Genomic DNA, 13385 nt, shown 5'->3' with positions numbered 1-13385 from the left:
GCCGGTGCTTATGGGTCCCGGCTCCCGCTTTCGCGTGGCCGGAACGACAGCGTCATCACCCGTTGCCGCCGATCACGGCGCGCACGGTCTCGTCAGGACCAAAATCCTCGGCGCCCTCGACATAGAGCAGGGCGGCCAGCTTCGAGCGCGCGCGATTGACGCGGCTCTTGATGGTGCCGACCGCGCAGCCGCAGATGGTCGCAGCATCCTCATAGGAGAAGCCGGAGGCACCGACCAGGATCAGCGCCTCGCGCTGGTCCTGCGGCAGCTTGTCGAGCGCCGCCCGAAACTCCTCGAACTCCAGATGCGCACCCTGCGACGGCTGTGTCTTCAGCGTCTTGGCATAGTTGCCCTCGGCGTCCTCGACCTCGCGTCTGCGCTTGCGGTAGTCGGAACGGAACAGGTTCCGCAAGATCGTGAACAGCCACGCGGGCAGGTTCGAGCCGGGCTGGAAAGAGTCGATGTTGGCGAGCGCGCGCAACAGCGTCTCCTGCACCAGATCGTCGGCACGATCGCCGTTGCCTGAAAGCGAAATCGCGAACGCGCGGAGGCTTGGCACCGCCGCTAAAATATCGTCGCGAAGGGAGTCTGTGAGAGGCATTAATCCCTCCCGTTTTCTTGATCGTTCGCCCCCCCGCCCGATTCCTCTTCGCTTCTCACTTGGTGAGCCGCGGTCGGTGCATCAAGCTTACGGATCAACTCCGCGAATCGCTCCGGAACCCCTTGGCGCACCACATCGTCATACATGGCGCGCAGTTGATGGCCGATTCTCGACTGGATCTCGGCATTAAGGCCACCCTGCCGGCCAGGTGGCGCATTTTTGCTGGCCTGAGATTTCACATCCTTCATGACCTGTTCCACGTTTCCCCGGGGTTAAGTCCCTGTCGTTCAAAGAATTTCTGGCGCGCGAGGCCTCTGCGTAAAAATGCTAATTCAAACTCGCGCCGAAAGTTCCCGCTGCGCTGGAACTTTTCTTCACGTGGTGCGTAATCAGCTATCAGGGGGAACCCCGGGCCGCCCCTTTTTTAAGTCTCTGGCCCAATAGCGGATGGAGTGGGGATGTCCCGATCACAGCTTGTTGCTGAACATTTGCCGTTGCTGCGGCGCTATGCCCGCGCGCTAACGGGGAGCCAGGCATCCGGCGACGCCTATGTCGGTGCCATGCTCGAGGCCCTGCTTCAGGATCCCTCGTTGCTTGACGAGCAGCACGGGGCCAAGGCCGGGCTGTTCAAACTGTTTACCCAGATCTGGAATTCGGTGTCGTTGAACGACGATTCCGAGGTCACGACCTTGCCGATGCCACCCGAGCGGCGGTTGTCCAACATCACGCCGCTGCCGCGCCAGGCGTTCCTGTTGTTGTCGCTGGAAGGCTTTTCGGAGCAGGAGGTGGCGTTCATTCTCGGCACCGACGTGGCCGAGACGCGGCGTCTGGCCGATGCCGCCGGCCGCGAGATGGCCGCCGAGATCGCGACCGACGTGCTGATCATCGAGGACGAGACGTTCATTGCGATGGACCTCGAAAGCCTGGTGCGCAATCTCGGTCACAACGTGATCGGGGTGGCGCGCACTCACGCCGACGCGGTTGCGATTGCCAAGAACCGGAAGCCCGGCCTGATCCTCGCGGACATTCAGCTCGCCGACGGCTCGTCGGGTCTGGATGCCGTGAACGAGCTGTTGCGCAGCTTCGAGGTGCCGGTGGTGTTCATCACCGCCTATCCCGAGCGCTTCCTCACCGGCGAGCGGCCGGAGCCGGCGTTCTTGATCTCGAAGCCATTCCAGCCGGCGATGGTCTCGGCGGTGGCAAGCCAGGCGCTATTCTTCCAGCGCAATTCGCGCAACCGCATGCCAAGGGCTGCGGCATCCTGAGTTTGTCAATTGAGTGAATGGCGTTTGTCTATTCGCCCGGCGCGCCTGATCAGCGCGCCGGGTCTTTTTTTGCCTGCGCTCTGTTGCGACAGGCCTCATCGAGCTTCAGAGATCAGCGCATAGCTCGCATCCGCGGCGACGAATGATGGGTTCGCTGCTGCGCTCTACCCATCCTACGAAAGGTACGCAGCCTACCGAGCTACCGAATAGTGCGCAAACGAATAGTGCGCAAAAAAGTAGGGCACGGCTGGCATCACCACAGCCGCGCCCTACGTCGCCGGTCAATGGGGCAGGGGGGAATAACCGGCTGCCGTGATGACGCGCGGGCGCGAAAGTCGTTCCGGACGGTCGAAAATTTTTTTGCACACGGTTAAGTGATCCACCCGTCCGCGAACCCTGTTCCCGTGACTAACGTTGTGAGCCTGATCGTCATGGGACAGGGATTACCGCCATGTCTTATCTGGTTAAGGGAATTTTCGGTGCCGCCGCTATTTCGCTGACTCTGGGTGCGGTGCAGTTTGCTTCAGGTCATGATCTCTCCGCGCCGCTGCAGGCGCTGTCGGGGAATGCCGGCGATGGCGTCAATCGTGCCGCCAAGGCCGACCGCGCCAGCGTGCTGGTGCCGTCGCTGCCAACCATGCGGACGATCGCGTTCCGGCCTGCAGGGCTCTCGGCCACTTCGGTGCTGGTCCGCATCCCGGTGACGGTGGAAGCCCGTGAGGCGCCGCGGAAGCCGACGACGCTGTTCAGGTCGACGCAGCAGAAGCCGATGGTGGCTTGTGAGCCGATGGTGAGCGTGCTGACCGAGGTCGCAAAACGATTGCAGCCGGGCCGCTGCGTCACCTGAGGTGCGCAGAACCGTTGCTGGCCTAGGCCGGGACGGTTCTCGTGCAGGCTTCCTGTTGCGCGCCTCGTAGTGCGCGCATCCTGCGCCGACAAGCTTCGCGCAAACTCCCTACCGCTATGATGTCGTCCGTTAAGAAGCCCAATTGAGCGCGGTTGGGGCGGCGAGCAGTCGCATCAAGGCGTTCAAGATCAAGCGTAGCAGAAGGCTAAGCCAGGCGAGGACGAGGCGGAGATTGTGGCCGACGGCAGAGAGGATGACGTTGGCCGCATCGCCCTCGCGGCCCTTGAGATAGCAGCGGCCGAGTTGACCGTCGGTCTTCATGTGTCCGATCACGGGCTCGATGGCTGAGCGGCGCTTGAGTTCGCGTTTGATTGCGCCGAAGACGCCCCGCTTCTGGCCGGAGATGAAGACGCGGCGCGGGTTTTCGGTTTTGTGGCCGCGATAGCCCTTGTCGACATAGCCGCGCTCGATCGCGCAACCGGTGAGCTTCTCGGTGGCCTCGATGACGTCACCGAGCGTGTGGCCGTCATATGGGTTGCCCGGCAGCGCCTGGGCGTGCAGCACAAACTGGCCGCCCGGAGCGCGGGCGTTAGTGGTCACGATCGAGGCTTTGACGCCGAACTCATAAGGCGCCGAGGCCTTGCCCTTGCCGATGCATTCGACCTCGGGCGCGTGGAAGGAATAGAGCTTCCAGCCACGCTGGCGCTGCTCCTGGGAGCGGATTTGCGCGGCGCGCAAAAGCGCCTGCTCGAAGGCAGCCTCAAGCTCCGACTGACCTCCGATCTTACGGCGGATGTCGCGGATAAGCCGGCCGAGCCAGGTTCGCAAGCTGCGCAACTGCCGACGATGGCGCTTGAACTGCTTGGCGTGGGCATAGCGCCCGGCCATCATCGCCGCCCGCTTGGCGATACGCAGATAGGACTGCCGCAGCCGCACGCCGTGCGCGCGTGCCAGCCGATTGAGGCCCTTGATCGCCGCATGGACGAGCTTGGCGTCGGTCGGGAAGGTGATGGCCTTGGGCTGAACGGTGGTGTCCACCGTCACCCGCTTCAGATCGCGCGTCCGCAACGCGCCAGTCTCATGCGCTACCCTCAGGCTCTCGGCCAGCAACAGCTCCAGTTTGCTACCAAGCCGCTTGCGCCAATGGCTGAGGCCGGAACGCTCGTGCGGGAACTCATGCTGGAAAAATTCAAAGCCGGTGAAGTGCTGGAAATACGGGTCGTAGACCCAGCGCTCGCAGACGCCTTCGTCGACAAGCCGTAGATGTGCTTGAGCAGCAGCAGCCCGATCAGGAAGCGGCTCGCCACGCCCGGCCGGCCCTTGTCGCTGTAGAGCGGTGCGATCTCGCGATCGATCCAATCCCAGTCGATCTTGGCGCCGAGCTGCACCAGCTCGTGCTTCAGATTGATGATCTGATCCAGCCTGGCGCGAAACAGATCGCCTTCCGCTGTCGGTTCCGACTTTTTCGGTCGCATCGGTCCCCTCCGCTGCGACCACGGAATCATGCCCGGCGATTCGAGGGAATCTCCAAAACGAAATTGCAAGCTTTCGAGGCCTCAACCCTCGAAAGCTTGCAATCTCAAAACCGCAACCGGCGCCAAAAACCGATTCCCGCTCAACGGCCTCGGCTCATTTTCACGGACGACTATGATGTTTCGCCTTCGCGCGATCGTGCGCGTCGGTCGAGGTTTCGCTTCCGACTATTCGGCCGGCGTCGCCTGATCCTCTGCCGCTTGGTCTTGCGCCGCACTCCGGCTCATCAAGAATCCCAGCGCCAGCCCTCCGACAGCTAGCAGCGGAATCAGCCGTTTCACGCCGACCGTGCGAACGATGTTCAGGCTTGCCGCGAGAACGGCCGGATCGGCGAGGACGTTGCGCGCCATGGCCCTGGCGCGCTCCCGGGCCCGCGCCTCGCTCTGGCGCTTGCGGGCGGCGTACCAGATGCCGACGACGATCGCGATGATGAAGAAGAAGGCGGCGCCGGCGAGGCAGGCGGCGATTCCGCCATAGGTTTGAGCCACGAAGATGAGAGCTGCGGCGAGGAGAAAGGCGACGGCAACAAGCAACACCAGGCCGAGAATCCCGATCAGCACCCCCTGCTGCAGCCGGGAAGAGGCTGCGTCCTTCACGTCATCAATGATGCGTTGAAACATGTTTGCGCCTCGACTGGTAGAGCGCGTCAACGAAGGCGAGCGTCCTCCACCAGCGCCGCCATTCACTCAGAAGGCTTGCGGCTTTGGTGACAACCATCACGGGCTCCGCGGATCGCCATAACTCCGGTAGTGGCTGGAGCGTGATGACATCGGATGAAATCGTCATTGCTCCAGTTTCTGCTTTGAGCATGATCTTTTCGGAAAACCGCCCCGCACTCTTGCGCTGATGCGGCCCTGCGGGTCCCGATCATGCTCTACCGGCGCCAAGTGACGCCGATCAAAAAGCCGAGGCCGAGCGCAAGCCCGACAGTCGTCAGCGGCCGCTGCGTGATGATGTCTTCGATCGTCTCCTCGAGCGAGCCGGCGGCATCCTGCGCCGCATCCATCATCGCCCCGCTCCGTTCGGAGAGATCGCTCACCGTGGAATCGACATTGCTCCGGGCCTGCCTATAGCCCTGCCGGGCCTGCCGCTTGGCCGTGCCCGCGAGATTGTTGAGTGCGTCCGTGATCTGCGCGGTCAGGGCTGCGATGTCGTCCTTCACGTTGATCAGATCCTTCTTGAGACGCTCGTAGCTTGCCTCGTCGCCGATTTCACGCGTCAAGCTGTCGGTGCTTACCATCGGAAGCTCCCAGGAATTGCGTTGGTCGAGCCGAGAACGCGGCGGCCTGCTGGAAGTTCCCGACCGGAAACCCCCTACTCGGGCGGTAGCTGCGGCGAATCGCCCGGCAGCAGATGCTCCTTGAGGATCAGGCCGACGATCAGAAGCGGCGATGACAGGAATGCGCCCATCGGCCCCCATAGCCAGGTCCAAAATGCAATACCGAGGAAGACGGCCAGCGCATTGAGCGCCAGGCGGCGACCGATGATGGTGGGGGTGATGAAATGACCTTCCAGGAAGGCGATGCCGCAAAACGCCAGCGGGGCGATCAGCGCCGCGCCAAGGCTTGGCAACGCGATGATCCCGACGATGCAGAGGATCGCGAAGGTGGCGATCGGCCCGATGATAGGAATGAAATTGAGCGTCGCGGCCAGCGCGCCAAGTCCGGCCGGACGGGGCATCTGCGCGATCGCGCAGACGATGCCGGTGGCGAGCCCGACGCCGATGTTGATGAGGGTCACCGTGAGCAGGTAAGTGCCGAGATGGACCTCGATCTCGTTGAGGATGCGCAGCGTCCTCAGTCGCGCGCTGTGATCGCCAAAGGTCATGATCAGGGCCCGCCGCAGGTCGCGCCAGCTCGCGATGAACAGGACGAGAGTGGCGAAGAACAGCAGAAACTCGGTGAAGGTCGGCGAGAGAAACTGGATCGTCGGCTGTACCCACTCGAATTTTGGGACTTCGAAATTCGACAGCGTGCCCGAGCCTCCGAACAGGCGCTGCAACTGCTGCCAGAACGGGAGCAGCCGGTCGAACACTTGCAGCTTCTCCTTTAGCCGCGCCGCAAATTCACCCAGGTGCGTGCTCCACTCCATTAAGGGCGAGGAGAAGAGCCCGATGATGAACGCGGCCGCCGCGGCGACGGCGGCCACGATCAGAACCGCCGCCACGGGGCGCGGAACGCGGTACCGCTCCAGAAGGTTCGCCGCCGGCGACAGCATGGTGCCGACGACGAAAGCCATCACCACGGGAAGAAAGAAGGCCTTTGCCACATAGAGCGCGGCGACGACGCTGATGAGAAGCAGACCGGTCAGCGTGAACGCGACGACTTCCGCGCGACGAATGACCGGCGGCAGCTCGCCCTGGCCCTCGGGCGTCGGCGCGCCTTCGGGTGCATGAGACAGGAGGCGTTCACTGGGGAGCACTCGCACGATGGTTCAAAATCCCGCACAGCGCAGCAGTCGCGGTGAAGTCGCGCCTTCGCACCGAAGGCCTTCGCTAACAAGCTGCCGGACGCGCGGAAGGTTCCGTCGCGGAAACGTGAAATTCAGTGAACTTGACAGTGTCGTGTTCGCAACGGCGCACGCCGGAACCCCGCGTGCGTCAACGGCGTTTGTAGAAGCGGAGCATCAACGCGATGCGCGTCCACTTCATGGGGCAGCACATGACCAGGATTTTCTCCGCCACGCCCAAATCGTCTTCGCGCGCCTGCCGCGCAATCATCCTCGCCGGCGCTTCCTTGCTCGCGTGCGGCTTGTTTGCCGGCGCGTCAAATGCTCAGGCGCTCGGCTACGCGCCGAGCGAACCGCGTGCATTGCCGGGCGGCTACATGACGAACGCGCCGGCGGCTCCGGATGCCGCAAGGGGCGAAGACAGCGTCTTGCCGGACCGGCTGCGCCGCGCCGTCGTCAACCTCGACACCAAGGACGCGCCCGGCACCATCATCATCGATACGGCCGATACCGTGCTCTATTACGTGCTCGGCGGCGGCAAGGCGATCCGCTATGGCGTCGGCGTCGGCCGCCAGGGCTTTACCTGGTCAGGGGTCGAAACCATCAGCCGCAAGTCCGAATGGCCGGACTGGTATCCGCCCTCGGAGATGATTGCTCGCCAGCCTTATCTGCCGCGATTCGTGGCTGGTGGTCCCGGCAATCCTCTGGGGGCCCGCGCCATGTATCTCGGCTCGAGCGAATACCGCATCCACGGCACCAACGATCCGACCACCATCGGCAAGTTCGTTTCCTCAGGCTGCATCCGCCTGACGAATGAAGACGTGATCGATCTGTTCAACCGCGTCAGCATCGGGGCCAAGGTGGTGGTGCTGCCGAAGAACGTGCCGCTGCAGGCGCGCCGACTGACGCCAACGCCGGTCACGACGCGGCCGGTCGTGACGTTGCCGGCGGGCCGCCAGGCCATGACCGTTCCGGTCGCTCGCGTCGACTGAGCCGGGGATGGCGATGCGCACAGCAATCGGCATCAGAACAGCGCTCGCCGTCGTGCTTGGCTTGGGTGCTGCCGGTCTGCCGTTCGCGGCTCATGCGGAAGATTTCCTTTCCGCATTGTTCCGCGCCTTCGGCGCCCGGCCACCGGCGCCGCCACAAGCGTCGCCCTTTGCCTTTCCGTTCGGCCGTGACGACGTCCCCGTCGAGCCGCCGCGTCATCGCCTCGCCTATGGCAGCGGCCAGGCTTGGTGTGTGCGCACCTGCGATGGGCGCTATTTCCCGGTGACCGGTCCCGACAACAAGAGCCGCGCGGAAATCTGCAACAGCTTTTGTCCCGCGAGCGACACCACGCTGGTCTATGGCAGTGATATCAACGAGGCGGTGACCGAGAACGGCAAACCCTATTCCGAGCTGCCCAACGCATTCCGCTACCGTGATCAGCTCGTGGCGGGGTGCACCTGCAACGGCAAGAATCCGGCCGGCCTCGCGCGCGTCTCGATCGAGAACGATCCGACGCTGCGCAAGGGCGATATCGTCGCCGGCGCCAAGGGGCTCGAGGTGGCCACCCGCGATGCCGATCGGCGCGGCGGCGCGAATTTCACGCCGCTGCCGCAATCGGCGCAGGCGCGCTACCGCCATTTGCCCGTGGTCGCCTCGGGCCGGTAGCGCGCACACGCATCCGTCAGGCCGCGCGGATGTTGCCGAGGAATTTGCTGACCTGGTTGCTGAGGGCCTGGCTCTGTGCCTCCAGCGTCTCGGAGGCGAGCCGGACGTTTTCGGCTGCGGCGGCTGACGCATCCGCATCGGCTTTGACGCCGGTGATGTTGTCGGAGACGTTCTTGGTCCCGTGTGCGGCCTGCTGGGTGCTGCGGGAAATCTCCTCCGTCGCGGCGCCCTGTTGTTGAACGGCGGCCGCAATGGCAGTCGCGACCTCGCTGACTTCACCGATGATGCCGCCGATGCCCTTGATGGCGTCGATGGCCTCGCCCGCGACCTTCTGGATGTCCGCGATCTGCTCGGAAATCTCGTCCGTCGCCTTCGCGGTCTGGCTCGCCAGCGATTTGACCTCGGAAGCGACCACGGCGAAGCCACGGCCGGCCTCGCCGGCACGCGCCGCCTCGATGGTGGCGTTCAGCGCCAAGAGGTTGGTCTGCGCGGCGATGGTGTTGATCAGTCCGATCACCTCGCCGATCCGGCCGGCCGACTTGGCAAGGCCTTGCACCGTGCCGTCGGTTTCCTGCGCCTGGTTGACGGCGCGGCTGGCGATGCCTGCCGCATGGGCCGCCTGCTGGCTGATGTCGTTGATGGAGGTGCTGAGCTCTTCCGAGGCGGAGGCGACGCTCTCGACGTTCATCGAGGCTTCGCCGGAGGCCTTCTGCGCGATCTCGACGCGCTCGTTGGTCTGGCGCGAGACCGTCGACAGGCTGGAAGAGGAGGCCCGCATCTGGTTGGAAGCATCGCTGAGCTGCTGCAGCGTCTGGCGCACCTGGCTTTCGAATTCGCGGACATGCACCTCGATCGCTTGCTGGCGTGCCGTCGCGCCGGCGTTGCGCTCGCGCTCCTGGGCCTCGATCCTCAGCTTGTCTTCGGCCTGCTGCTTGAAGATTTCCAGTGCGCCGGCCAACGCGCCGATCTCATCATGTCGGTCGGCATAGCCGATCTCGACCGCGAGATCGCCGGAAGCCACCTTCAGCATGGTGTCCCGAATCGCGTGCAGCGGCTTGATGACGCGACGGCTGACCGCGGCCATGCCGGCATACGCCACGCCCAGCGCCGCCGCCAGCAGCACCAATTCCAGGATCAACGACTGCCGCGCGGCGGCGATCTGCGTCGCGGTGTAGATCTTGGCTTCTTCGAGCGCTTTTTCGGCGAGCTTCACCGCGCTGCTCATGCGTCCCACGATCAGGGGCGTGAAGCTGGTTGCCGTCGTTTCCGGTTTCTCTCCGGTGACCAGCGCATTCACGAGCCGGTCGCACAGCGAGAGAAACTGCGGGTCGAAATAGGCCGACTTGACCTCGGCAAACGCCGCAGTGAGGCTCGGCGGCAACTGCATGCCCGAGGCCGAGAGCTGCAGCGCGGACCACGCGGTCTCGGTCCCGCCGCTGAGCTTCAGATAGCTCTTCTGCTGTTCCGCGGTCAGCTTGCCGCTGTTGAGCGCATTGGACAGCATGATCGCGATGTCGCCCTTGGTATAGCGTAACAACCATCCCGTCTGCTTGATCGCCAGAAGCTGGTCGACCACCGCGTCGCGGTGGTTCACCGCGGCCGCGAGGGCAGCCGAGATCTTTTCCAGATTGGCGATCAGGGCGTCATTGTTGTCGAAATATTCCTTGGCGAGGGAGGGAGTCCGCGACGCCTTCGGCTGATGGATCTGATCCCAGGTTTCGGTCTGCAATCTGAACAGATCCTGCGAAAGCCGCTGCAACTCGGGGAGCAGCGTAGCCTTGCCCTCGAACTCCGTCTGCGGCAGGACTTCGAGCGCAGTCCGCAGCGCCGGACTCTCGGCCTCCCGGAGGCCGCGAAGATATTGTTCGGTTTCGGCCGCGATCGGAACGTCGGCGTTCAGCGAGCGAAATGTCGTGGACCGGTCGGTCCGCAGATTATGCATGGCGCGGAAGGCATCCGCCGAAGCGTCCGCGATCACCGAGATGCGCTGGGCAGCCCGCAGCCGCTCCCATGAATCCCACGCGCCCAGGGCCAAAAGAATGGCGACGCTGGCCGCCATGATGGTCATAACGAATTTCAGCAGTGCAGAAACGGTGATGCGGTTCAGCATGACAGCCCCCAAGTGTGAGCCGTCATAAGGCGCCAAAAAGGTAAAATATTCACCCCATCATCAGGGTTGGGCGGCTCCCCGCCTGCAACCACACCGGGATTCCCGGGACGTCGAGCGAGACCCCGAGCGCCACGCTTGAGCATGATCCGGAAAAGTGGAAACCGGCTTTCCGAAAAGATCATGCTCAAACAAAGAGATGAGATCATGATCCGATTGCGTCTAATCGGATCATGATCTGGTGAGCCGTCGTGCTTCGAGCCGCAGCGTTTGCGGCTCGTCCGGCGACAAAGGGCAAAGCCGTTTGCGCGGGGTGACGGTGACAGCGGCGGCGCGGGACGGCCGCAACTCAAGCCGCGCGGATCTTGCCGAGGAAACCGGACACCTGATCGCCGAGGTGCTGGCTTTGGGTTTCCAGCGTCTCGGAGGCCAGCCTCACATTCTCGGCGGCCGCCGCTGCCGCGTCGGCGTCGGTTTTGACGCCGGTCATGTTTTCCGAGACGTTCTTGGTGCCTTGCGCGGCATATTGCGTGGAGCGTGTGATCTCCTGCGTCGCGGCGCCCTGCTCCTGTACCGCGGCCGCGATTGCAGTCGCCACCTCGTTGACCTCGCCGATGATGCCGCCGATCCGCTTGATGGCGTCGATCGCCTCGCCCGCCACCTTCTGAATGTCGGCGATCTGCTCGGAGATCTCGTCGGTCGCCTTGGCGGTCTGGCTGGCCAGCGACTTGACCTCGGAGGCGACCACCGCAAACCCCCGTCCGGCCTCGCCCGCGCGCGCGGCCTCGATGGTCGCGTTCAAGGCGAGCAGGTTGGTCTGGGCGGCAATAGTGTTGATCAGCCCGATCACCTCGCCGATGCGTCCAGCCGATTTGGCAAGGCCCTGCACGGTGCCGTCGGTCTGGCGCGCCTCTTCGACGGCCCGGCTGGCGATCCCTGCGGCATGCGCCGCCTGCTGGCTGATGTCGTTGATGGAAGCGCTCAACTCCTCGGAGGCGGAGGCGACGCTCTCCACGCTAAGCGAGGCCTCATTCGAGGCCTTCCGGGCGACTTCGACCCGCTCGTTGGTCTTGCGCGAGACCTTCGAGAGATCGGCCGACGTGCTTCGCATGCCGCCGGAGGCTTCGCTCAATTGCATGAGGCTCTGGCGCACTGCGCCCTCGAACTCCGCGACATAGGCTTCGACCGCGCGCTGGCGTGCCGCTGCGCCGGCATTGCGCTCGCGCTCCTGCGCTTCGATCTTCAGCTTGTCTTTCGCCTGCTGCTTGAAGATCTCCAGGGCGCCGGCGAGCGCGCCGATCTCGTCCTTGCGTGCGACATAGCCGGTCTCGACGGCGAGATCACCGGCGGAGACCTTCAGCATGGCGTCGCGGATGTTGTGCAGCGGCCTGATCACGCGCCGGCTCACCATCAGCATCGCGCCGCAGGACAGTACGATCGCCGCCAGCAGGAAACAGACCTGCATGACGAGCGAGCGCAGCGCCACCGAATGCTGGTCGGCGATATAGGCCTTGGCGGCCTCGAGCGCGGCGTCGGCGACGGCAACCGCGGCGGAAAGGCGACCGACCGTGTAGGGGCTCCACCGGTTGGCCACCATTTCCGGTTTCTCGCCGCTCACCAGCGCGTTGACGAGGCGGTCCCGCAATGCGGTGTAGTCCGGTTCGAAATAGGCTGTCTTGTTGACCTCCATCGCCGCGGACATCGCCGGAGGAAGCTGCATGCCGCCGATCGCCAGTTGCAGTGCCTTCCAGGCGATCTCGATGCCGCCGACCCACTTTGTATAAGCACGGCTGGTTTCGGGCGTGATTTTGCCGGCGGCCAAACCGTTCGAAACGATGAGCGAGGCTTCGCCCGCCGTATTGCGAAGCAGCCACGCGCTCTGCTTGATCAGCAGCAACTGGTCGACGGTGGCATCCTGATGGTTCACCTCGGCGGCGAGAATGCCTGAAAGCTTGTCGAGCGTCTCAAGCAGCGAGGTTTCCGTGTCCATATACTCTTTGCCGAGTGCGATGCGGCGTGACGCCGTCGGCTTGCTCATTTCCTCCCAGAATTCCTTCTGCTTCGCGGTCAGCGTCCTGAACAGGCGGTCGAACTCCGGGATCAGCGTCTCTTGTTGCGCAAATCCGATTTTTGGGAGCACCTCGAGCGCGTGGCTCATGGCCGGCATCTCGATATCGCGCAGGTCGCGGACATATTTATCGATCGCGCTGTCGAGTTTCTCGTCCTGAGTGAGGACCCGGTTGCTCGTCGAACGGTCGCTGCGCAGGCGATCCATCGCCTTGAACATGCTTGCCGATGCGTCCGCGACCAGCGCGATCCGGTTCGTCACCTGCAGGCGTTGCCAGGAGTCCCACGCGGTCAGGGAAAACATGGCGATGATGACGAGCGCTGTCGTCAGGATCACGGCCTGAAGCAGCGTGGATACGGTTAGACGGTTCAGCATGGCGGCCCCCCAAAATTCCCCCCATGCATTTGGCCCGGCAACGGTAAATACTTAGCCAGCATGGCTGCCGTAGAATTACGGGGTTAGGAAGAATTCGAGAGCATGATCCGGAAAAGCGTGTCGCGGTTTTCCGAAAAGATCATGCTCGATCAAAGAGCTAAAGCGCGATGACGATTCAACTCAATCTCATCGCGCTTTAGGTGTCGCGCAGCTTGAGAATAAGGGTTACTTAAGAAGTTCCGCGACGGGAACCCGAACCGGCCGAGCGGCGTTAACGGCGCGTCAACCATTTCGGCTTGAGGGGCTGCCAATGATTGTGGGCGTTCTCGTCACTTTTCTTGTCGTTATTCTTGTCCTCTATTTGATCAACATGCTGCCGCTGGACGGCCGCGCCAAGCAGATCGCGCGGGTCGTGGTCATCATCATCGGCATCGTTTCGCTCTTGAAATATCTCGCCGTGTTCTAGCGGGCTGGCCTGGCCTCCC

General features: G+C 63.5%; 12 protein-coding genes and 1 pseudogene. 5 read left to right on the top strand and 8 right to left on the bottom strand.

Annotation, left to right across the window (positions count from 1 at the left end):
- Positions 1-55 precede the first annotated feature (55 nt).
- Together P6U23_RS35585 and P6U23_RS35580 are read right to left on the bottom strand one after the other, a co-directional pair.
- Positions 56-601, bottom strand: a complete 546-nt coding sequence (locus P6U23_RS35585) for a sigma-70 family RNA polymerase sigma factor (protein ID WP_024507678.1) — start codon at positions 599-601, stop codon at positions 56-58.
- Positions 601-849 (bottom strand): NepR family anti-sigma factor, encoded by a 249-nt coding sequence (locus P6U23_RS35580; protein WP_024507679.1) that lies wholly within the window; start codon positions 847-849, stop codon positions 601-603. The genes P6U23_RS35585 and P6U23_RS35580 overlap by 1 nt, the downstream gene beginning before the upstream one ends.
- 210 nt (positions 850-1059) lie before the next feature.
- Here P6U23_RS35580 and P6U23_RS35575 point away from each other — a divergent pair, with 210 nt between their 5' ends.
- Both P6U23_RS35575 and P6U23_RS35570 read left to right on the top strand, forming a co-directional pair.
- Positions 1060-1866, top strand: a complete 807-nt coding sequence (locus P6U23_RS35575; RefSeq protein ID WP_407176952.1) for a response regulator — start codon at positions 1060-1062, stop codon at positions 1864-1866.
- Positions 1867-2317: 451 nt separating this feature from the next.
- Positions 2318-2713, top strand: coding sequence for a hypothetical protein (locus P6U23_RS35570; protein WP_407176951.1), 396 nt, complete (start codon positions 2318-2320; stop codon positions 2711-2713).
- 129 nt (positions 2714-2842) lie between these two features.
- Here the strand turns inward: P6U23_RS35570 and P6U23_RS35565 are convergent.
- From P6U23_RS35565 to P6U23_RS35550, 4 genes and pseudogenes are all read right to left on the bottom strand, one after another.
- A pseudogene (locus P6U23_RS35565) lies at positions 2843-4188 on the bottom strand (IS5 family transposase).
- Between the two features lie 225 nt (positions 4189-4413).
- Positions 4414-4866 (bottom strand): hypothetical protein, encoded by a 453-nt coding sequence (locus P6U23_RS35560; RefSeq protein ID WP_407176950.1) that lies wholly within the window; start codon positions 4864-4866, stop codon positions 4414-4416.
- 254 nt (positions 4867-5120) lie between these two features.
- A complete protein-coding gene (locus tag P6U23_RS35555; protein WP_407176949.1) occupies positions 5121-5486 on the bottom strand; it encodes a YqjD family protein in 366 nt (121 codons plus the stop codon).
- A gap of 74 nt (positions 5487-5560) precedes the next feature.
- Complete coding sequence (locus P6U23_RS35550) at positions 5561-6673, bottom strand: AI-2E family transporter (protein WP_407176948.1); 1113 nt, start codon at positions 6671-6673, stop codon at positions 5561-5563.
- 233 nt (positions 6674-6906) lie between these two features.
- Here P6U23_RS35550 and P6U23_RS35545 point away from each other — a divergent pair, with 233 nt between their 5' ends.
- Together P6U23_RS35545 and P6U23_RS35540 are read left to right on the top strand one after the other, a co-directional pair.
- A complete protein-coding gene (locus tag P6U23_RS35545) occupies positions 6907-7686 on the top strand; it encodes a L,D-transpeptidase (protein ID WP_407176947.1) in 780 nt (259 codons plus the stop codon).
- Between the two features lie 7 nt (positions 7687-7693).
- Positions 7694-8350, top strand: coding sequence for a DUF2865 domain-containing protein (locus tag P6U23_RS35540; protein WP_407176946.1), 657 nt, complete (start codon positions 7694-7696; stop codon positions 8348-8350).
- Positions 8351-8366: 16 nt separating this feature from the next.
- Here P6U23_RS35540 and P6U23_RS35535 read toward each other — a convergent pair whose 3' ends face one another.
- Together P6U23_RS35535 and P6U23_RS35530 are read right to left on the bottom strand one after the other, a co-directional pair.
- Positions 8367-10460, bottom strand: coding sequence for a methyl-accepting chemotaxis protein (locus P6U23_RS35535; protein ID WP_407176945.1), 2094 nt, complete (start codon positions 10458-10460; stop codon positions 8367-8369).
- A gap of 346 nt (positions 10461-10806) precedes the next feature.
- Entirely contained in the window at positions 10807-12900 is a 2094-nt protein-coding gene (locus tag P6U23_RS35530; protein ID WP_407176944.1) for a methyl-accepting chemotaxis protein, read from the bottom strand.
- Positions 12901-13210: 310 nt separating this feature from the next.
- On the opposite strand from P6U23_RS35530, the gene P6U23_RS35525 reads away from it, so the two are divergent.
- Positions 13211-13366 carry a Thivi_2564 family membrane protein gene (locus tag P6U23_RS35525; RefSeq protein WP_157449927.1) on the top strand — a complete coding sequence of 52 codons (156 nt, stop codon included), beginning with the start codon at positions 13211-13213 and terminating at the stop codon, positions 13364-13366.
- Positions 13367-13385 lie beyond the last annotated feature (19 nt).

This window comes from Bradyrhizobium sp. STM 3562 (genome assembly GCF_045571435.1).
In the GTDB taxonomy this organism is placed as follows: domain Bacteria; phylum Pseudomonadota; class Alphaproteobacteria; order Rhizobiales; family Xanthobacteraceae; genus Bradyrhizobium.
This window is presented reverse-complemented; position numbering and strand designations above follow the sequence as displayed.

Coding starts and splice junctions, on each gene's coding strand:
- P6U23_RS35585 (WP_024507678.1), bottom strand. CDS start 601: ATGCCTCTCACAGACTCCCTTCGCGACGATATTTTAGCGGCGGTGCCA.
- P6U23_RS35580 (WP_024507679.1), bottom strand. CDS start 849: ATGAAGGATGTGAAATCTCAGGCCAGCAAAAATGCGCCACCTGGCCGG.
- P6U23_RS35575 (WP_407176952.1), top strand. CDS start 1,060: ATGTCCCGATCACAGCTTGTTGCTGAACATTTGCCGTTGCTGCGGCGC.
- P6U23_RS35570 (WP_407176951.1), top strand. CDS start 2,318: ATGTCTTATCTGGTTAAGGGAATTTTCGGTGCCGCCGCTATTTCGCTG.
- P6U23_RS35560 (WP_407176950.1), bottom strand. CDS start 4,866: ATGTTTCAACGCATCATTGATGACGTGAAGGACGCAGCCTCTTCCCGG.
- P6U23_RS35555 (WP_407176949.1), bottom strand. CDS start 5,486: ATGGTAAGCACCGACAGCTTGACGCGTGAAATCGGCGACGAGGCAAGC.
- P6U23_RS35545 (WP_407176947.1), top strand. CDS start 6,907: ATGACCAGGATTTTCTCCGCCACGCCCAAATCGTCTTCGCGCGCCTGC.
- P6U23_RS35540 (WP_407176946.1), top strand. CDS start 7,694: ATGGCGATGCGCACAGCAATCGGCATCAGAACAGCGCTCGCCGTCGTG.
- P6U23_RS35535 (WP_407176945.1), bottom strand. CDS start 10,460: ATGCTGAACCGCATCACCGTTTCTGCACTGCTGAAATTCGTTATGACC.
- P6U23_RS35530 (WP_407176944.1), bottom strand. CDS start 12,900: ATGCTGAACCGTCTAACCGTATCCACGCTGCTTCAGGCCGTGATCCTG.
- P6U23_RS35525 (WP_157449927.1), top strand. CDS start 13,211: ATGATTGTGGGCGTTCTCGTCACTTTTCTTGTCGTTATTCTTGTCCTC.